This is a genomic window from Hyphomonas atlantica corrig. (assembly GCF_017795365.1).
In the GTDB taxonomy this organism is placed as follows: Bacteria; Pseudomonadota; Alphaproteobacteria; order Caulobacterales; family Hyphomonadaceae; genus Hyphomonas; species Hyphomonas atlantica.
In genome coordinates this window covers 1839478-1856528 of record NZ_CP051254.1, presented here as the reverse complement: position 1 = coordinate 1856528, position 17051 = coordinate 1839478, and the positions used below count along the sequence as shown (strand labels likewise).

Sequence of the window (17051 nt, the reverse complement as noted above, 5' to 3'; positions counted from 1 at the left end):
GGGCCGGGCGCGACGCGTCCGGCTCGAAGGGGGCCTCTTCCCCCTCCGCCCTTCGGGCACCTCCCCCGCAAGCGGGGGAGGATTGATCGGCCTAAACCATCCCCTCCAGCTTCTCGATCAGCGTGCCGCCGATAGGCAAGGCAACGCTGCGGACGAGTTCATTGTCGATCTCGGTCTCGGTGGAATTGATCAGGGTCGAGAGCGCCTCGGCGATCTTGGTCGTGAATTCCTCCTGCTGCGGCTCGGTCAGCAATGCGGCCTGGCGGATGAGGGTGGTGAAAATGGATTCGAACATGTTGGGGTTCCTTTGGTTGGGTTGGATAAAAAAAGGTCCGCTCACCCCGGCGAAGGCCGGGGCCCAGCTAATGAAGACCGGGCATGCCGGGCGAGGTCCCGGCCTTCGCCGGGATGAGCGGATGTGGGCCCGAGCGCGACGCGTCCGGCTCGAAGGGGGCCTTCCCCCTCCGCCCTTCGGGCACCTCCCCCGCAAGCGGGGGAGGATAAAAATCAGAACACCATCACTTTCGCGGCGTCGAAATTCTGCACGCCGCCGCCGACGCGCTTGGTGGTGTAGAACAGCACGAACGGCTTGGCCGAGTATGGATCACGCAGAACGCGCGCGCCCTGGCGGTCGGCGATCAGGTAGAAGCGGCGAAAATCCCCGAAGGCGATGGCCGCATTGCCCGTGCCAATGTCCGGCATGTCCTCCACTTCCGTCACCGGATAGCCCATGATGGTGGCCGCCTCGCCGCCATTGCCGGGCTGCCACAGATAACGCCCGTCGCCATCCTTCAGCTTACGGACAGCCGCGACGGTGCGCCGGTTCATCACAAAGCGCCCATTGGCGCGGAACTGGGCCTTTGGCGTGTAGATCAGGTCAATGATCTGATCGGCGGCATCATCGGCGGTAAAGTCGCCCGCGATAGAGCCGATCTTGCCCCAGACATGGCTCGCCTCGGCGACGATGTCATAGTCCAGAAAGCCCTTCGGCTTGCCGTCGCCATCGCCGCTGACAAAGGCCGCCGATTCTTGCGCCGCAAAGGCGGCCTCCACTTCATCGGCCAGCCAGGCATCAATGTCGGCATAGGAATCTTCCAGCAAGGTCTGCGTCGCCGCCGGCATGGCGTACAGCTCGCCTGCCGGGAATTCCAGCAGGGACAGGCCCGAATGCGTGGTCTGCGTCCGCGTCGCCTGTTCACCCACCCAGCTCGCTGCCGCGCCAAGGCCAACCGGCTTCTTGTAGGTGCCCGCGCTGGTCTGGCGCACGGTTGCAATCTGACGCATCGGGCTTGCCGCCATCAGGCGCGACTCGATCAGCCGGTCCAGCTCCGGCGGCGCGATATAGCCGCCCTGCTCGTCCGTACCCGTGTTCAGCGCCTTCACGTCCAGACGCGCCAGCCCGCTTTCATCGCCCGCGCGCAGGTATCGCATCCAGGCTTGATTGCGCGCATCCTCGTCCGCGGTCTTCAGCGCGCCGGCTTCGGGCCGCGCCATTTTCAGGCTCAGCGCCTCAAGGCGGCGGTCGATGCGGGCCAGACGTTCATCTGTCAGCGGATCACTGTCGCCCTTGGCTTCGATCTCGGCCAGCCTGGCATCATTCGCCTCCGTATAGGCGGCAAACACCGCCATCAACTCGGCGGTATCGGCCCCGCCGCCCGCCATCTTGGTTTCCTTGGTCATGTTGTCTCCATTCCTCTCAAATCCATAATCCTTCGGCCTCACGCCGCTTTCCCTTCGGTGCCCAGCAGGGCAAAGCGCGCACGGGCCTGCATCGGACTGGTCACAAGAGAGACCTCCACAAGGTCCACCTCCACCAGTTCGCGCCCGTCCGGCCGCCGCGCATTCCAGATGCGGGGCCGGAACCCGATGGAGAGCCCGCTCAGCCCCTGCGCCACCAGCGACCGCGCCGCGACGCCCTCCACCAGGCCGCGCACATACAGGCCCCGTCCATCCTCGATCATCCGTACCCAGCGCCCGGCAATCGCGCCGGGCCGGTGCTGTAACAGCATGGGCAGGCCCGTCCCGCGCTGCAGGCTGCGGGCAAACGCCCCCGCCCGCACAACATCCCCGCTCGCATCCGGTATTCCGAAGAGAGAGGCGTAACCTTCGATGAGAAGTGGCTCACTTTTCCGCTCACCCCGGCGAAGGCCGGGGCCCAGCGCCGCAAGAGACGCAGCACGCCGGTCGGGATCCCGGCCTGCGCCGGGATGAGCGGCACTGACCGACCTACTCATCCCCGCCCTCCAGTCTCCGCTCAATCCGGTCCAGCTGGCTCTCCATCCGGTCGACGCCCTCTTCGAGGCGGGCGAGGCGCTCTACCACGCTGCGCCGTTCCCGGACGGTATCCTCCAGGGAAGAAATTCGCTCCGCGGCTGCGCCCGCCCAGACCAGCGCGCCGCCGGTTTGCGCCAGCACGGCCGCGATGAAGGCGATGGTCACTTTCCGGTCGATCTTCATGGCTGCAGCCCCGCCAGGCGGCGTTTCTCTTCGCCGGTCGCAAAGCTCGCCTCTTCCAGCCGCGCCCACAGCGCGTCGCGTTCTGCCGACAGGGCGGGCACACGATCGAGGTCTGGCCGCACGGTCACTTCGGTCTGGAACGGGTCATCCAGCCAGACCGACAGGGACGCCGCCATCTTCTGCACCAGCGGCAGGATGGTCAGCCGCCAGAAGGCCAGATTGGCCTCTTTATAGTTTGAATACGTATTATCCCCTGGAATGCCGAGCAGCATGGGCGGCACACCCAGCGCCAGCGCAATCTCCCGCGCGGCGCTGTGGCGCGCCTCCAGGAAATCCATCTCCGCCGGGGACAGCGACATGGGCCGCCAATCGAGCCCGCCTTCCAGCAGCAAGGGGCGCCCCGCATTGGCCGCGCCGGAATACATGCCCTCCAGCTCGTCCTTCAGCGCGTCATACTGGTCCGGCGGCATCCGCCCATGCCCGCCATAGACCAGCGCGCCGGACGGTTTTGCGGAGTTGTCAATCAGAGCCTTGGCCCAGTCCGCGCTCGCATTGTGCAGGTCCAGCGCCCGCCGCGCCGCGCCCAGCGGGGCCAGCCCCATCACATCGCTGACCGGATTGAACAGTTTCAGGTGCAGCACCGGGCTCCAGCCAGTCTCGCCATCGCGCCGGATCAGCCGCTCGCCATGACGCTCACGCACGGCCCACGCCTCGACCCAGCCGCGCGCATCGCTGACCGGGCGCATCATGGCCGGGTTCAGCGCGTAGAGCGCAGAGATGCCTGCCTCGCCCGATAGCTGCACCCCCTCCAGGAAGGCGTTGCCGGTCAGCTGCAATTGCGAATAGGCCGCCTCGAACAGATCCGCCGCCACGCCGTCCGGCTGGGGCCTGCGGATCAGGCGGGCTGCACCCTCATGATCGGTGACCAGCGGCACGGACGCCGCCGCCTCTGCCACCATGCGCACCGCGCGATAGGCGATTGCATTGGCAAGATAGCCATCCCGCGTCAGCGCCGCGCCCTCCCGGCTGCCCCATCGGGCCTCGCCCAGTTGGGACAGCGCCACGAGGGATGGCGAAGATTTCGCCTCGCTTGGGCGACGGGTGAACGGCCAGATTGGGTTCATGTTGGGGCTCGGCTCCGTTTCCATTGATGAGCAGAAATTAAATGCCGCCGGTCCCCATCGGATTGGGCAAGGAAAAGTGCCGGAAAATCAGCCCGCTAGCGCCGAAAAGCTGAGGGTTAACCGAACACTACACCCCTAATTTCCTGCGGCCGGGCCATAGCCATGCAGGCGCAAATCTGCTTTTTCGCCATTCGGTCAGGGTCAAAGGAGCTTACAGAATGTCGGCACGCGTGATTTCCATCGCCAACTCCAAAGGCGGTGTGGGCAAGACCACAACTTGCGTCAGTCTGGCAGAGGCCTTTGCCGCAAATGGCTTCCGCACGCTGGTGGTCGATCTGGACACGCAGGCCAACGCATCGCTGCTGGTCTTCGGCCATGAGGGCGACGAGCATTTGTTCCAGGCCATCAATGATTACGTCACGATTTCCGACTGGCTGCTGGAGAATTTCTTCGCGGGCGAGCACAAGCGCCTGTCGGACTTCATCGTCACCGACGCCTCTGACGTGACCTATAATGGCAAGCCGCTGGAGCTGGACCTGATCCCGTCCTCACCGCGCCTGCGCAAGACAGAGCGCGAGTTGATCTATGAGCTGACCGCCAAGGGCTATTCGATGGAGGCGTTGCAGGGCCAGGTCGGCCGCCGCATGCGCGATGATTTCGAAAAGCTGAAAGCCGATTACGATGTCATCCTGTGTGACTGCCCACCCGGCATTTCCGTGATGACCGAAACCGTGCTGGCCGCCAGCCACCTGATCATCGTGCCAACCATTCCGGACTTCATGTCCACCCTGGGCCTCGACCTGTTCACCGGTGACATCATGCGCAATCTGCGCGGCCGCGACATCGAGAACCTGCCCTGCGTGCTGGCCACCCGGTTTGACGGCTCGGCGCACCAGAAGGTCGTGCTGAACGCCATGCGCGATGCGGCGAATGCCAAGGAAACCGAATTCAACATGTTCAACTCGGTGATCCCGATGAAGCCGGGCTTTGCCACCAACCCAATCGAACTTGGCCCAGAGCCAACCCTTCAGGCAAAATGGCCCGGCGATGCCCTCGGCATCATCGAAGGTCTCCTGAAGGAAGTGCGCGAGAAGATTCAATGACCGACACCCCCGCCCCGTCCAGCGCGAAAGCGCTCGAATCCCTGCTGGCCCAGCGCGAGCGCTTTGCGAAGCTCGGCGAGAAGGATTTCGCTGCCGCGACGGCCCTGCTCGTGAAAAAGCTGATGATCTCCGCGGGTCAGACCACGCAAGACATGAAGGATCTGCGCGAGACGGTCGGCGCGGACCTGTTCGAAACAACGCTGAAATCCCTCACCGCCCACCAGGCCCGCCAGTTGGCGCGCCGCATGGACCGCTCTGTCCCGGACCTCGAAGTCTCCACCGCCGGCGCCGCCTGCGCCTGGATCCGTGGCCTGATGAACGGCACGACACCGCCCCCTGCGGAGAAGACCGAGACGGTCGAGCCTGCCACGGAAGACAAGCCGGACGACACACCCCCCGCCCCCAAGAACGCCTACTTCGGACGCAAGGCCTTCCGCACGGGGGGATAAATCTCCCAGATAACCGGGTGGATTTAGCGCGGTGTTCATGATACGTTCCCGATCATGGCGTTCTACACCTACATCGTTTGCAACCGCCGGAACGGCACGCTCTACACGGGTCATACGGATGACTTGATGCGGCGGTGCTGGGAACACCAAAACAGGATACGCCCCGGCTTCGCCTCGAAATATCATTGCACGCGGCTGGTCTGGTTCGAAGAACATGATACTCGCGAATCTGCGTTTACGCGTGAACGCCGGATCAAGGATTGGCGGAGACAGTGGAAACTGAACCTCATCGAGAAGGCCAATCCCGACTGGCGGGATTTGTATCTGGAACTCCTTGACTGGACCCCCACTCCCACATTTCACAATACCGCTCACCCCGGCGAAGGCCGGGGCCCAGCACCGCACAGACCGGACTGACCCATCTGGATCCCGGCATACGCCGGGATGAGCGGAAGAGAGGAAGGCCACCCTCACCCTCCCAGCACCAAAAGTCACAACACCCGCACCCACGGCCCGGCCCTGTCCAGGAGGAGGGCCCAGATGGCCCAGACGAGGGCGTCGACGCGGTCGGGTGAGCCGCGAAAGCCTTCCGCGCCGAAACGGCACATCTGGTCTTCCAGCTCCGGCAGCAGGCCGACATGCGCCACCCGTCCCTGTTCGTACAATGTGGCCACTGGCGCAGCGCGCGCCCGCTTTCCCAGCCGGGCATGGACCAGCCGCACCGGCACATCCACGCCGGCGCTTTCCAGAACCTGCCGCACCATTTCGCCGCCCTGATTGGCCTCGGCGATGATCTCCCGCGCGCCGACTTCTCGGCTGATGACAACGGCGCGCCGGGCCCAGTCCAGCGGCTTCAGTCCGGGTGCGGATGCATCGGCCAGCACATAGGCCACGCCATCGCGCACCCCCGCCGCAATGATACCGCAGGCATCAGCGTGCGCACCGCTGGTGGCGGGCGGATCGACAGCCACGATCACATCTTCCAGCATCGGCGGCGTCTCGACCCGTGCATCATCAATCTTCCGTCGGCTGAACAGGGCGCCTTCCGGATCCTCCAGAATTTCGCCGTGAATTTCCTGCCGGGCCAGCGCGCTGCCGCCATAGGCCGCCTCCATCGCGGCCACGAAGCCTGCTGAAAGGTTCGCCGCATTCTCTGCCATGCTGGCGCGTCGAATGATCGTGTCCGGCCCGGCCAGCAGCGCCTTGAAAAAGGGCGTCGGCCGGGGCGTGGTTGTCGCCATCACGCGCGGATCAGCGCCCAGCCTCAGCCCCATTTGCAGCGTGTCCCACACCGCCTGCCCGCGCAGCCAGGCCGCAATCTCGTCACACCAGGCCACATCGAATTGCGGCCCGCGCAGGCTGTCCGGGTCTTCGGCGGAAAAGACATGCGCCTCCGCGCCATTGTCAAAGCTCAGGATCCGGCGGCTGGGCGAATAGGATGGGCGGCGACACTTCAGCGGCTCGATCCATTTCAGGCCGCTCGGCCCGTCGATCATCACTTCGCGCACATCGTGCAAGGCCGGGCCCACCAGCGCCGCGCGGCCACACCCGCCCTGCAGCATTGACCAGCGCAGCCATTCGGCCCCCGCCCGTGTCTTGCCAGCGCCGCGTCCGCCCATGAAGACGAAACTCCGCCAGCCGTCCGGCGGCGGAACCTGTATATCGCGGGCGCTCAGGATCCAGGGATTCTGGCTGACCAGACGTGTCTCTTCCGCGCTCAACAGGTGCATCTGGCCGGACTGGTTGGCCTGCCTCGCCCTTTGTCTGAAACTCTGCTGCATAGGCTGCCAGCCGGCGCCGCTCAGCGGCAGGGGATAATTCGTCTTCGGCGTCGTCGCTGTCTTCGTGGGTTTCGTCCGTGTCGGAATAGCTTTCCTGATTATCACATCCGGCATGCCCGGCATCCTGCTCTCCTCTCCATTTCGCGACCGTCACTTCCAGACGGCGCAATTCCCCGATCAGGCGGGTCAGCACGCCGCAATAGGCCCGTTGCGCCTCCCCGGTCTGGCTTGCGGCGAGTTGTTCGGTGGTCTCATCAATGGCCTCATGCAGGGCGAGGCGCGGGCGCTCCATCCACTCTTCCGGCCCATCAAGGCCATTGCGCTGGATCAGCTTGTAGACGGTCGCCCGGTGCAGGCCGACGATACCGGCGATCTCGGCGACCGGCTTGCCCAACAGGCGCATCTGGCGAACCTGCCGGATCAGGCGATTGCGATGTGGCGTATCTGACATGGCTTTGGCCTCCTGTTTCCAGAAGGTTGGCACGGCCCCATCCCCGTCGGATTCGAGGTTCCAGAATCATTGATGATTACCTGGACGAACTGTTTGGTGCCAACATCGACCGGTACACCAGCGATCACCTCAGCGTCGAAGCGTCTGCCAAATATGACGTGAATGACAATCTGCAGGTCTTCGTCGAAGGCAAGAACCTGACCGACGAGCCGGAATACTACTATTTCGGATCCGAAAACCGTCTGTCCCAGTATGATGAGTACGGCGCTCGCTACGTCATCGGTGCTCGCCTGACCTACTAAGGCCAGCGCGCAAACAACGCAAAAACCGGAAGCCGGGCGGATCGCGTTATCCGCCCGGTTTTTCATGCGCGTATAATCAGGCTATACTTTCCCGTCTGGATAGGAGGGACTGATGAAAAGACTGATACCCGCGCTCGCAGCTGCAATCATTCTGTCAGGTTGCGCACTGAAAAAGAAAGAAGGCTTCCAGATTGTGGACCACTCCAACGATCCTGACCTCGTCTGTGAGCGTGTCCCCGTGCCCGGCAAGGTATATCCCGGCAAGATCTGCATGACCGCTGCCCAATGGGAACGGCATAACAGGGCCGGCCAGACTGCCACATCAGATGTTCAACGCGGCGCCCTGCGGACACCTGCTCCCGGCCAGGGCACCTGACAGCCGCCTGCAACCGAGACGGCAAAGGCACCGCCTGCAATCCGTTGCATTTTCGACAGAAGTGCACGATTGCAACAGAATTGTGCGTTTCTGTCGCTTTCGAATGAAAAAACATGCCCGAGGGGGCGACGTTTCCGGATCCCTCTGCTAGAGCTTTTGCAATTCGCGGGAGAAAAAACTTTATGAGAATTGCACTTATCGCCCTCGCATCGGCCCTTGCCGTGTCCGGTTGCGCACTGAAAAAGAAAGAGGGTTATGCTGTTGCAGACGCCTCCAACAACCCGGACCTGATCTGTGAACGTGTGTCCATTCCGGGCAAGATTTACCCCGGCAAGATCTGCATGACCGCTGAACAGTGGGAACGCCACGAGAAAGCTGGCGAGGACGCCACCGGTGATGCACAGCGCCGCGCCCTCAGCACGGGCGACCCCCGCGCCGGCTGATCCTGTTGGCATCAGAACACTTGGAAAAAGCAGGTCTCCGGGCCTGCTTTTTTTGCATCCGCAATGCAATTCGTGGCAGTTATGTGAAAGTTCCATCCGGTGACTTGATCTTCCCGTCCCTGCGCGGAATACCGGCGCGAAACGCTTTTAACCGAGCCCCAGAAGGAGTGTTCATGAAACGCTATCTGCCCCTTGCCGCCCTGCTTGTGTCTGCCTGCGCAACCGAGCCCGCACAGGACCTCTACGCCATCGAGACCGCGCCGATCCCGGCCGCTGTCGAGACTGCCCCAATGGTGGGCAAAGGCGACAAGGCTGATGATCCGGCCGTCTGGGTCAATCTGGCCAATCCTGCTGCCAGCCTCGTCCTCGGCACCAACAAGGACGCAGGTCTCTACGTCTACAACCTGGCCGGCGAGGAGCTTCAGTTCCTGGATGTTGGCCGCGTGAACAATGTGGACCTGCGCGGCGATCTGGCGGTCGCCTCGAATGACGAGACCAATTCGGTCAGCTGGTTCACCATCGATTCGACCACGAATACGGTCAGTCATATCGGGGACACCCCCACCAACAAGGACGAGCCCTATGGCATCTGCGCCGGTCTCGTCGGCAATACATATTACGCCATGCCCACCTACAAGGACGGTGTGGCTCAGGTCTGGGCTGTGGCGACCGATGCGATTAGCGACGGGCCAGAGCTGCTCGCCGAAATCCAGGTTGGCCAGTATGGCCAGCTGCAGCTGGAAGGCTGCGTCTTTGACGAGGCCAATGGTCAGGTCTTTGTCGGCGAGGAAGAACATGGCGTTTGGAAGCTGGACCTGAACGACTGGACGGCTGCGCCGGTCAGCGTGGACACGATTGATGCGCGCAACGGCCTTGTGGCTGATGTGGAAGGCATGGACATCTGGGCAGGTGAGAATGGCGAAGGCTATCTCGTTGTCTCGTCGCAGGCCGCAGACCGGTTCGTTGTGTATGATCTGAAAGCGCCGCATGCGCCGCGCGGCGTGTTCACTGTCGTCGAAAGTCTCGATGGCGCGATTGACGCCGTCACCCATACGGACGGATTGGACGTGAATTCCGCGCCACTGCCCGGCTTCCCGAACGGGATTGTCGTGGTTCAGGATGATGGCAATCCGGAATCCGGCGTGGACCAGAACTTCAAACTGGTTGACTGGACGCTGATCCAGGCCGCGCTCGGCCTCGAATAGTCGCCAGGTGTCGCCAGACAGAAAAGCCCGCTCCTGATACGTCGGGAGCGGGCTTTTTCATACGCGGAAAGACCAAGCCTACCAGGTCTCCCCGTAAGGCCGGATTTCCTTCTCGAACGTCCAGGCCGTTTCCGGCTGACAAAAGAGCTCCCAATAGGCGTCGGCAATCGCTTCGGGTGGTATCAGGCCCTGCGGGTCGTCCGGCCCGCCCCGGTCCTTGATGATCTGGCGCACCCAGGCCGTGTCGACACCGGCATCAATCGTCAGGTGCGCCACATGGATGTGCTGGGGCCAGAGCTCCCGCGCCATCGCCTCGGCCACGGCCTTCAGGCCGAATTTGGCAGAGGCAAACGCCGCATAGCCCTTCCCGCCCCGGCGGCTGGCAGTCGCGCCGGTGAAGAAGATCTTGCCCTTGCCGCGCGCCAGCATCAGCCGCGCAGATTCCCGCCCCGTCACGAAGCCCGCGAAGCAGGCCATTTCCCAGACCTTGCGAAACACCCGGTCGGTTGTCTCCAGAATTGGGAAGTTCACATTGGCCCCGACATTGAACACGGTCAGCGCCAGCGGGGCGAGCGCATCCGCTTCGTTCAGGAAGGCCGTCACGTCATTGGGCTCGCGCGCGTCCAGGGACCGGGCAAAGATCCGCCCGCCCGCGGCCTCGATCTGCTCAACGAGCGGTGTCAGCTTTTCGCCGTTTCGCCGCCCAGCCACAATTGTATAGCCCTCGGCGGCAAACTTCTTCGCGATCTCGGCGCCGATATAGTCGCCCGCCCCGACAATGGCGACGGTCTCGTTCCGGTGTTCCATGCACGCTTCTCCCCGGCTGGATGACAAGCGCACACTATTGAGCGTTCTAAATCAGAACTAAATAGGTGAAACAGGCTTTTCGGGGAGAATCCGGAATGAGGGCCGGTCCGGACTATAGCCCGAAATCACTCAGCCCGGCATGGTCATCCGGGCGGCGGCCGAGTTTCCAGTGAAACTTCCGTTCGGAATTGCCAATCGGCAGATTGTTGATGCTGGCGAAGCGCTGGCTCATCAGGCCGGTGTCATCGAACACCCAGTTCTCGTTGCCATAGGCACGATACCACTGCCCGGTCCGGTCGTGGAATTCATACGCGTAGCGAACGGCAATTCGGTTTTCGGAGAAGGCGAACAACTCCTTGATCAGACGATAGTTCAGTTCCCGCCGCCACTTCGCGGTGAGGAAGCGGACAATCTCTGCCCGTCCAGTGATGAACAGGTCCCGGTTTCGCCAGGCACTGTTCTCCGAATAGGCCAGGGCGACCTTCTCGGGATCACGGCCATTCCAGCCATCTTCGGCAAGACGCACCTTCTGGGTGGCCGTTTCATGGGTAAAGGTGGTCTGCCTCCCGAAAAGTGGTCCGTTATTTGAGTTAGTTCCGGCTTCAGATATGGAGCTGAGACATGGGCAAGAGAGCCAAGCCTGAAGAGATTATTGCGAAACTGCGGGAGGTGGAGGTTCGCCTCGCTCGCGGTGAGACGGCAGCTTCGGCGGCGCGAGCCGTTGGTGTGACCGAACAGACCTACTACCGCTGGCGCAAAGAGTATGGCGGCCTGCAGGTCGACCAAGCCAAGCGCATGAAAGATATGGAGAAGGAAAACGCCCGACTTCGGCGCGCAGTCTCTGATCTCACGCTGGACAACCAGATCCTTCAAGAAGTCGTGCGGGGAAAGTTCTAAGCCCTTCGCGTCGTCGTGCTGCAGTCGATCACGTGGTGGAAAAGCTTGGCGTCTCCGAACGCCGGGCCTGCCGTGTGATCGGCCAGCACCGTTCGACCCAGCGCAAGCAGCCCATACGGCGAGACGATGAGGACGCCCTGACATCGGCGATTATCCGCCTGGCCGAACGGTTCGGCCGGTATGGCTATCGCCGGATCACGGCGCTCCTCAGAAATGATGGCTGGTATGTGAACGAGAAGCGGGTTTACCGCATCTGGCGACGGGAGGGGCTGAAAGTGCCGATGAAACAACCAAAACGCGGTCGTCTCTGGATGAATGTTGGCTCGTGTGTGCGGCTGAGGCCGGCGCACAAAGGCCATGTCTGGTCCTATGACTTTGTGCAGGACCGCACCCGTGATGGACGTGTGTTCCGCATGCTGTGTGTGGTCGACGAGTTTACACGGGAGTGCCTCGCCATCCGAGTCGAGCGAAAGCTGAACTCACGGGATGTCCTCGACACGCTGGGTGAGCTGTTCGTTCGGCATGGGCCGCCGGAACACATACGCTCTGACAATGGCCCTGAGTTCATTGCAACAGCCCTCCGTGACTGGCTTGAACGGATCGGAGTGAAAACGCTGTACATTACACCGGGATCACCTTGGGAAAATGGCTACTGCGAGAGCTTCAACTCCAAGCTCCGCGACGAGCTTCTGGCGAGGGAAATTTTCTTTGATCTGCGAGAGGCGAAGATCCTGATCGAAGCCTGGCGCCATCACTACAACACCGCCCGTCCGCACTCTTCGCTCGGCTATAAGCCACCCGCCCCAAAAGCCGTCTTGCCCGCAGCGTTCATGCCGCCTTACTATAGGGAGGTGGCAGCATGAACGCTGCTACTTTGAAACCGCCGGGCTAATAAATCTGGTGGATCACCCCTGTGGGGCAGGCCACCCCAGCCCCCGCTGCGCCGCACCCAACAAAAAAGCCGCCCCAAAAAGGACGGCTCACAAAAAAACTGGTGCCAGAAGAGGACTGGCATTAGCCATATAGGCTTTGAAAAATTTTGATTATTCTTCAAATATGGTAACGGGCTGTACCATACAGCTTACCATATTTTTGAAGGACTGTATGAGTGAGAGTCCTATTTTTATCGTTTACAAATAAACGCTTAGCTTGATTTTGAGGAGCTTGCAATTCGTGTTGCTTCGAGTTTATTACGATTTGCACGACTTTGATCGCTTTTCTGCCGCCGAAGGCTATTTCGGCGAAGTCGGAGACAGTGCCCCGTTCACAAAAAGAAACAGCACAGCGCCAACAAATGCCGCAACGAGCGAAAGCGTCATCAGTGTAACAAATCTCCGGTGACCGATCGCAAATCTTGAGTCAGACTTGCGCGTATTAATTGCCACAACGAGATCGTGAGCAAGGTATAGTGCACCTAGAAGAAAGGCACCGCCGATTGTATCACGGGCAAGCTTTCCGATCGACTTGCCCGCTAAGCGGCGGATTGGCCAAGTCACGATACTCGAGATTGAAAACACAGCCATAACTGCGGCCCACAGTACCGCTTCATCCGTCGGCCCAGCCGGTTGCTTTGCGCCCGCACCGTCGACCATTCGTGTTGTTCTTCAACAGTCATGCGATGAAGTGAAACTGGTGAAGCAAGACTCACTGCGCCGTTTTGTGATCTGAGTAGTAGGAAAGACAGAATGGATGCGTCTTTCCACCAAGAGGGTACGATCAATTCGGGAAGGTCAATTTCTGTCTTGAATGTCATAGCCCAAACAGACTGGACCACATCGATGATGAAACCGCTCAGAAGTTCCAGCCATCTGAATAGCTTTATGTCTAAGACCCAGTGACTCCAAGCCTGGAAACTGTCCAATACCGGCTCAAAGAACGGAAGCACATCAAGATCGAATGTGTTTTTGAGCCAGTTTGTCATAGTAATTAAACTATAGAAGACAATGCCGATCATTCCAGCGATCTTGAACCAAGCACGAGACTCGCGCCGAAGAATATTGATCAGCTTCAGCGGGCTCCGCTCATCTTCAACTTGAGGCATCAATGCTCGCTCTTTTTTGGTTGAGCTCAAAAAGGCGTCCCAAGATCTCGTCGTCGGTTAGCAAGCCGCTTTCGAAGTCATCTAGCCACCCATATGCAGTGGCCACGGCACGGTCGAGATCACGATGAGCATGGTCAAGCCAAGCCGGACGCTCATTGTAGAGGTTGGTCAGCGTGCGCTTCTTTAGAATTTCAGCGGCTTTTTCGTCTACCGGCAGGATACGGTCTGGATATCCCGGCACGACTTCGGGCACGCGCTTCACAAGTTCAGGCGGGTTCAGCCAGTTCTCGCGCAATTCGTTTAGACGAGCGGCAGCCGCCGCAATCGCCTTTGCGCGCGGATTTTCGGCATAGTCGGCGGCAGGAATGTTGGGCGTCAGGCCTTTCGGGAAGGGGAAAGTTGTATAAACCGAGCTGGTTGCATAAGTCGGGTCATTTCCCGCGCCGATCCACGAACAATATTCGAGCGTCCATGCCTCATGGAATGTGGACGACATAATCCCAAACGTCGTGAAATCGTCACGCGGGAAGACCACTAGTTTCTGATTGGGTAAGTAGGCGGAGTCGAGAAACGCAAATACACGAGTACTCGAAACCATTGGAGTAACAAGAAACCTATCTAGGCCATCAATTGCGTTTCTCATACCTGGGCGCGCTTCTGCGTGAATCCACCACCGCTCACGGTGATTCAGACGGCGAACCTCGAACTCTCCATTCTCGTCTCTTCTTTGTCGGTAGGGTTTTATAGCTTTCCGCGCGTACTCGAACGGAAGTTCGTACAAAGCTGCCTCCCGTTCGGTCATACTAGCGCCGAAGTCCAACAGCCACTTTCGCTCCCCGCGTTGCAGTAAGTCTTGGCCATTTGCAGTAAGACGCAAAACGTCGCGATTGTGATTTCCAGTGACATTCTTTGGGGCCAACAACCAATTTCTAGCCGTCTGTTCATCCACCTCAAATGGACCATTCAAGAACGTACCGGTGAATGAAGATCGACTATTCTCTTGAAGTTGGCCGGGTAATTCTCGCGAAAATTCACTGAGAGACGGCGTGATCGCCGCAACTGGCGAACCATCTAGCTTCTTTGGCCGATCCTCCACAGAAACACATACAATCGATATTCGAACAGATGCTCCGTCCACGATCCAGGGCTCATCTGACCAAGCTTCAAATATTGGAGCGGTATCACATAGTAGCTCCAATACTCGCCTGTCAGCGCCGGTCCTGATTGCATTAGTGGTGACTAGACCAACACGTTTCACACCATTTGAGCGGACAGCTTGCTTGGATCGCTCAAGCCAATAACAAACGAGATTTGCACCCCCAGGAACTGTACCCAAGTATGCTTTTCTAAGGGTACCGGCATATTGTTCCCCAACTTCCCGGATCAGCTTTTTATCACCGACGAATGGGGGATTTCCGACGATGACATCGGCCGTCGGCCAGTCGGCCCTCGTCCCGTCACCGTCAAGAACTGCATCCCTACATTCGATGTTGTTCAACGGCTTCAGGATCGGATTGGTCGTGGCTTCAAAACCATTGGCGCGCATCCACTGGATTTCTCCAATCCAGATCGAGACGCGGGCCAGCTCAGCCGCATAGGCGTTGATCTCGATCCCTTTCACCGCTTCCGGGCCTACACGTGGGAAGCCGCGCGGCAGGCCGAGCGCTTCAGCCTCCACATTGGCCCGGTGCTCGATATCCTTCAGCGCCTTGAGCGAAACATACAGGAAATTGCCAGATCCACAGGCGGGGTCGAGTACACGAAACCGCGCTAGTCGTTCGATGAAATCACTGTGGGCCTTGACCGCCCGGTTATACGCCTGCGTCTTCGCGCCTTCCGATTTCGCGGTGAGGGATTTCTCCATTTCGTCCGCGATCTTCGCCTTCACGTCAGCCCATTCGGCCTCCAACGGCTCGATGATCACGGGACGGATGATCATCATGATCTTGTCCCGGTCAGTGTAGTGCGCGCCAAGTTGCGAACGCTTGGAAGGGTCGAGCCCGCGCTCGAACAGCGTACCGAGAATGGACGGGTCAATATCGGCCCAGAATAGTTTCGCGGCCTTGTAGACCAGCTCGATTTCGTCGCGGCCAAGCGGCAGGGCCACGTCATTATCGAACAGGCCGCCATTGAACCAGGGCACGGATTCAAAGCCGACCGGCCCGCCCGACTTCATCGCTTCGAACAGGGTTTTCAGGAAGTCCTGCGCCTTATCTGGCTCCTTGCGGGCGTGCTCGATGGCGCGCTCGAACATCTTGTTAGGCAGCAGATCGACATCTTCGGCGAACATGCAGAAGACCAAACGGTTGACGAAATGCGCCACGGTTTCGGCGTCATGGCCATCGTCTCGCAAACGCTGCGCAAGGGCGGAAAACTCGTTGGCGGCCTCGCGCGTAAGATCATCACGGGTGCGTTTCGGGCGCAGCGCTTCCGGGTTGAGGAAGCAATTTTTCAGCGTCTCGCGGGCTTTGGCATCGACAAGATCGGTCAGCGCAATGGTGTGCGTTTCGCTGACGGAATTGGTCCAGTTCGTGCGGATGATAATCGTCTTGGTATCGGAAACGATCAGCAGCGGAGGGTTCTCCAGCGCGACCGCGTATCGCTGCAATTGGGCATAGGCGACGTCCAGATTTGCCTTCGGGCCTTTATACTCCCAGCCGAAACAACCCTTCTTCCAGACATCGGCAAAACCATTGCCGCCGGTGGATTTTGTTGCCCCTTTTTCGAAGCAGTAAGTGTCACCGACAGCATCCACATCGGTCGGTGTCTCAACGCCGAGAAGATGGCAGAGATCAACGAAATGGGATTGCGCCGCCGCGCTTTCCTTAAGCTCGGATTTTTTCCATTTTCGAATGAAATCTGATGGTGTCATGAACTATCCAATAGCCTTTTAGTTAGCCAAAACAAACCACTTAAAGGTAACCAGAAGTTCGTTATCCGGTTACTTTTTCCATCATGCCCAATGGCATAGAATGCCTTGGGCAATAGCAATCTTCCTTGCCCAATTTTCAGTCCGTCAAGGGCCTGCGGCCGCTTCGCGGCGCGCCTTGCGCGCGCCCTTGACGGACTGAAAAATTGGCGACACCGACCATGAAGCGGGCGAGGAAGAAAGTGAAAACGGCGGAAAAGGGCTAATGGAGTCCCGGAGGGCAAGATTAAGGGAGTGTCACATAGTGACACCTAACTCATTGTCTGCACATCTATTTTTGTGTGACACCTCCCCGGATAGGCTGTCACCCGCATTTCGCGATTCTTCCGCCGCAATTCGACTAATTGCGAAATCCCGTGTTCTCCCTTCAAACTGAATGGCCGAACTGCGGGAGTCCATGGATACTCCTGGCATGACGAAGCGCCGGCTTTCCAACTCTGATGTTCCATTCGATTTTGACATCGATCAGGCTCGTGCAGAACTGCGTCAGCCAATTCGATTCTTGAGCCTCAACCAAGTGCTCGACCGCCTTAGCGTTGGGCGCTCAACTCTATACTCACAGATCAAAGACTCCGTACGCCCCTTTCCTTCCCCAGTTCATATCGGTCGTAGAAGTGTCTGGGTCGAAAGCGAAGTAGAAGCTTTTATGGCCTCTCTGATCCTATCTGAAAGGAATTCGTGATGTC

At 59.9% G+C, this 17051-nt stretch carries 19 protein-coding genes; 9 read left to right on the top strand and 10 right to left on the bottom strand.

The features are described 5' to 3' along the window. Nucleotides 1-91: 91 nt before the first annotated feature. The 5 genes from HF931_RS09180 to HF931_RS09160 form a co-directional block, all read right to left on the bottom strand. Nucleotides 92-295 (bottom strand): hypothetical protein, encoded by a 204-nt coding sequence (locus HF931_RS09180; RefSeq protein ID WP_273239787.1) that lies wholly within the window; start codon nucleotides 293-295, stop codon nucleotides 92-94. A 212-nt stretch (nucleotides 296-507) separates the two neighbouring features. Further along, on the bottom strand, nucleotides 508-1680 hold the full coding sequence (locus tag HF931_RS09175; protein WP_273239786.1) for a phage major capsid protein: 1173 nt from the start codon (nucleotides 1678-1680) through the stop codon (nucleotides 508-510). Nucleotides 1681-1718: 38 nt separating this feature from the next. After that, nucleotides 1719-2234 carry an HK97 family phage prohead protease gene (locus HF931_RS09170; protein ID WP_273239784.1) on the bottom strand — a complete coding sequence of 172 codons (516 nt, stop codon included), beginning with the start codon at nucleotides 2232-2234 and terminating at the stop codon, nucleotides 1719-1721. Next, nucleotides 2227-2457, bottom strand: coding sequence for a hypothetical protein (locus HF931_RS09165; protein ID WP_035549945.1), 231 nt, complete (start codon nucleotides 2455-2457; stop codon nucleotides 2227-2229). The genes HF931_RS09170 and HF931_RS09165 overlap by 8 nt, the downstream gene beginning before the upstream one ends. Next, nucleotides 2454-3581 carry a phage portal protein gene (locus tag HF931_RS09160; protein WP_273239782.1) on the bottom strand — a complete coding sequence of 376 codons (1128 nt, stop codon included), beginning with the start codon at nucleotides 3579-3581 and terminating at the stop codon, nucleotides 2454-2456. The genes HF931_RS09165 and HF931_RS09160 overlap by 4 nt, the downstream gene beginning before the upstream one ends. A gap of 218 nt (nucleotides 3582-3799) precedes the next feature. On the opposite strand from HF931_RS09160, the gene HF931_RS09155 reads away from it, so the two are divergent. From HF931_RS09155 to HF931_RS09145, 3 genes are read left to right on the top strand one after another with little or no spacing between them, the layout of a single operon-like run. After that, the gene (locus HF931_RS09155) at nucleotides 3800-4684 is read left to right on the top strand and encodes a ParA family protein (protein ID WP_051602556.1); all 885 of its coding nucleotides are present in this window, start codon (nucleotides 3800-3802) and stop codon (nucleotides 4682-4684) included. Beyond that, entirely contained in the window at nucleotides 4681-5133 is a 453-nt protein-coding gene (locus tag HF931_RS09150) for a hypothetical protein (RefSeq protein ID WP_035549950.1), read from the top strand. The genes HF931_RS09155 and HF931_RS09150 overlap by 4 nt, the downstream gene beginning before the upstream one ends. Nucleotides 5134-5187: 54 nt before the next feature. Then, nucleotides 5188-5550 (top strand): GIY-YIG nuclease family protein, encoded by a 363-nt coding sequence (locus HF931_RS09145; protein ID WP_273239780.1) that lies wholly within the window; start codon nucleotides 5188-5190, stop codon nucleotides 5548-5550. A gap of 74 nt (nucleotides 5551-5624) precedes the next feature. Here HF931_RS09145 and HF931_RS09140 read toward each other — a convergent pair whose 3' ends face one another. Further along, nucleotides 5625-6863, bottom strand: coding sequence for a DNA-packaging protein (locus HF931_RS09140; protein ID WP_420537711.1), 1239 nt, complete (start codon nucleotides 6861-6863; stop codon nucleotides 5625-5627). 528 nt (nucleotides 6864-7391) lie between these two features. Between HF931_RS09140 and HF931_RS09135 the strand changes: the two genes are divergently transcribed. The 4 genes from HF931_RS09135 (at nucleotide 7392) to HF931_RS09120 (ending at nucleotide 9691) form a co-directional block, all read left to right on the top strand. Next, nucleotides 7392-7667, top strand: coding sequence for a TonB-dependent receptor (locus tag HF931_RS09135; protein ID WP_273239776.1), 276 nt, complete (start codon nucleotides 7392-7394; stop codon nucleotides 7665-7667). Nucleotides 7668-7779: 112 nt separating this feature from the next. Next, on the top strand, nucleotides 7780-8043 hold the full coding sequence (locus HF931_RS09130) for a hypothetical protein (RefSeq protein WP_035549957.1): 264 nt from the start codon (nucleotides 7780-7782) through the stop codon (nucleotides 8041-8043). A 182-nt stretch (nucleotides 8044-8225) separates the two neighbouring features. Continuing rightward, entirely contained in the window at nucleotides 8226-8486 is a 261-nt protein-coding gene (locus HF931_RS09125) for a hypothetical protein (protein ID WP_035549960.1), read from the top strand. 173 nt (nucleotides 8487-8659) lie between these two features. Continuing rightward, on the top strand, nucleotides 8660-9691 hold the full coding sequence (locus HF931_RS09120) for a phytase (protein ID WP_035549963.1): 1032 nt from the start codon (nucleotides 8660-8662) through the stop codon (nucleotides 9689-9691). Between the two features lie 78 nt (nucleotides 9692-9769). Here the strand turns inward: HF931_RS09120 and HF931_RS09115 are convergent, their stop codons facing one another. Together HF931_RS09115 and HF931_RS09110 are read right to left on the bottom strand one after the other, a co-directional pair. After that, a complete protein-coding gene (locus tag HF931_RS09115; RefSeq protein WP_273239773.1) occupies nucleotides 9770-10498 on the bottom strand; it encodes an SDR family NAD(P)-dependent oxidoreductase in 729 nt (242 codons plus the stop codon). 112 nt (nucleotides 10499-10610) lie between these two features. After that, entirely contained in the window at nucleotides 10611-11108 is a 498-nt protein-coding gene (locus tag HF931_RS09110; RefSeq protein ID WP_273243177.1) for a nuclear transport factor 2 family protein, read from the bottom strand. Nucleotides 11109-11119: 11 nt separating this feature from the next. Between HF931_RS09110 and HF931_RS09105 the strand changes: the two genes are divergently transcribed. Next, nucleotides 11120-12258 (top strand): IS3 family transposase gene (locus HF931_RS09105; protein ID WP_273239771.1). Its coding sequence is split into 2 segments (ribosomal slippage): nucleotides 11120-11378 and nucleotides 11378-12258, totalling 1140 coding nucleotides; the frame shifts between segments, so codons are not numbered across the junction. Between the two features lie 629 nt (nucleotides 12259-12887). On the opposite strand, the gene HF931_RS09100 is transcribed toward HF931_RS09105, so the two are convergent. Then, complete coding sequence (locus tag HF931_RS09100; RefSeq protein WP_273239769.1) at nucleotides 12888-13436, bottom strand: hypothetical protein; 549 nt, start codon at nucleotides 13434-13436, stop codon at nucleotides 12888-12890. Then, a complete protein-coding gene (locus HF931_RS09095; RefSeq protein ID WP_273239767.1) occupies nucleotides 13423-16308 on the bottom strand; it encodes a class I SAM-dependent DNA methyltransferase in 2886 nt (961 codons plus the stop codon). Before HF931_RS09095 ends, HF931_RS09100 begins: the two co-directional genes overlap by 14 nt. A 433-nt stretch (nucleotides 16309-16741) precedes the next feature. On the opposite strand from HF931_RS09095, the gene HF931_RS17170 reads away from it, so the two are divergent. Continuing rightward, nucleotides 16742-17047, top strand: coding sequence for a helix-turn-helix transcriptional regulator (locus tag HF931_RS17170; protein WP_420537710.1), 306 nt, complete (start codon nucleotides 16742-16744; stop codon nucleotides 17045-17047). Nucleotides 17048-17051: the final 4 nt, after the last annotated feature.

Excerpts from the sequence above, each read along its gene's own strand:
- HF931_RS09145 (WP_273239780.1), top strand. The coding sequence starts at position 5,188 with ATGGCGTTCTACACCTACATCGTTTGCAACCGCCGGAACGGCACGCTC.
- HF931_RS09165 (WP_035549945.1), bottom strand. The coding sequence starts at position 2,457 with ATGAAGATCGACCGGAAAGTGACCATCGCCTTCATCGCGGCCGTGCTG.
- HF931_RS09160 (WP_273239782.1), bottom strand. The coding sequence starts at position 3,581 with ATGAACCCAATCTGGCCGTTCACCCGTCGCCCAAGCGAGGCGAAATCT.
- HF931_RS17170 (WP_420537710.1), top strand. The coding sequence starts at position 16,742 with ATGGCCGAACTGCGGGAGTCCATGGATACTCCTGGCATGACGAAGCGC.
- HF931_RS09170 (WP_273239784.1), bottom strand. The coding sequence starts at position 2,234 with ATGAGTAGGTCGGTCAGTGCCGCTCATCCCGGCGCAGGCCGGGATCCC.
- HF931_RS09120 (WP_035549963.1), top strand. The coding sequence starts at position 8,660 with ATGAAACGCTATCTGCCCCTTGCCGCCCTGCTTGTGTCTGCCTGCGCA.
- HF931_RS09140 (WP_420537711.1), bottom strand. The coding sequence starts at position 6,863 with ATGCACCTGTTGAGCGCGGAAGAGACACGTCTGGTCAGCCAGAATCCC.
- HF931_RS09155 (WP_051602556.1), top strand. The coding sequence starts at position 3,800 with ATGTCGGCACGCGTGATTTCCATCGCCAACTCCAAAGGCGGTGTGGGC.
- HF931_RS09180 (WP_273239787.1), bottom strand. The coding sequence starts at position 295 with ATGTTCGAATCCATTTTCACCACCCTCATCCGCCAGGCCGCATTGCTG.
- HF931_RS09115 (WP_273239773.1), bottom strand. The coding sequence starts at position 10,498 with ATGGAACACCGGAACGAGACCGTCGCCATTGTCGGGGCGGGCGACTAT.
- HF931_RS09150 (WP_035549950.1), top strand. The coding sequence starts at position 4,681 with ATGACCGACACCCCCGCCCCGTCCAGCGCGAAAGCGCTCGAATCCCTG.
- HF931_RS09095 (WP_273239767.1), bottom strand. The coding sequence starts at position 16,308 with ATGACACCATCAGATTTCATTCGAAAATGGAAAAAATCCGAGCTTAAG.
- HF931_RS09125 (WP_035549960.1), top strand. The coding sequence starts at position 8,226 with ATGAGAATTGCACTTATCGCCCTCGCATCGGCCCTTGCCGTGTCCGGT.
- HF931_RS09100 (WP_273239769.1), bottom strand. The coding sequence starts at position 13,436 with ATGCCTCAAGTTGAAGATGAGCGGAGCCCGCTGAAGCTGATCAATATT.
- HF931_RS09175 (WP_273239786.1), bottom strand. The coding sequence starts at position 1,680 with ATGACCAAGGAAACCAAGATGGCGGGCGGCGGGGCCGATACCGCCGAG.
- HF931_RS09130 (WP_035549957.1), top strand. The coding sequence starts at position 7,780 with ATGAAAAGACTGATACCCGCGCTCGCAGCTGCAATCATTCTGTCAGGT.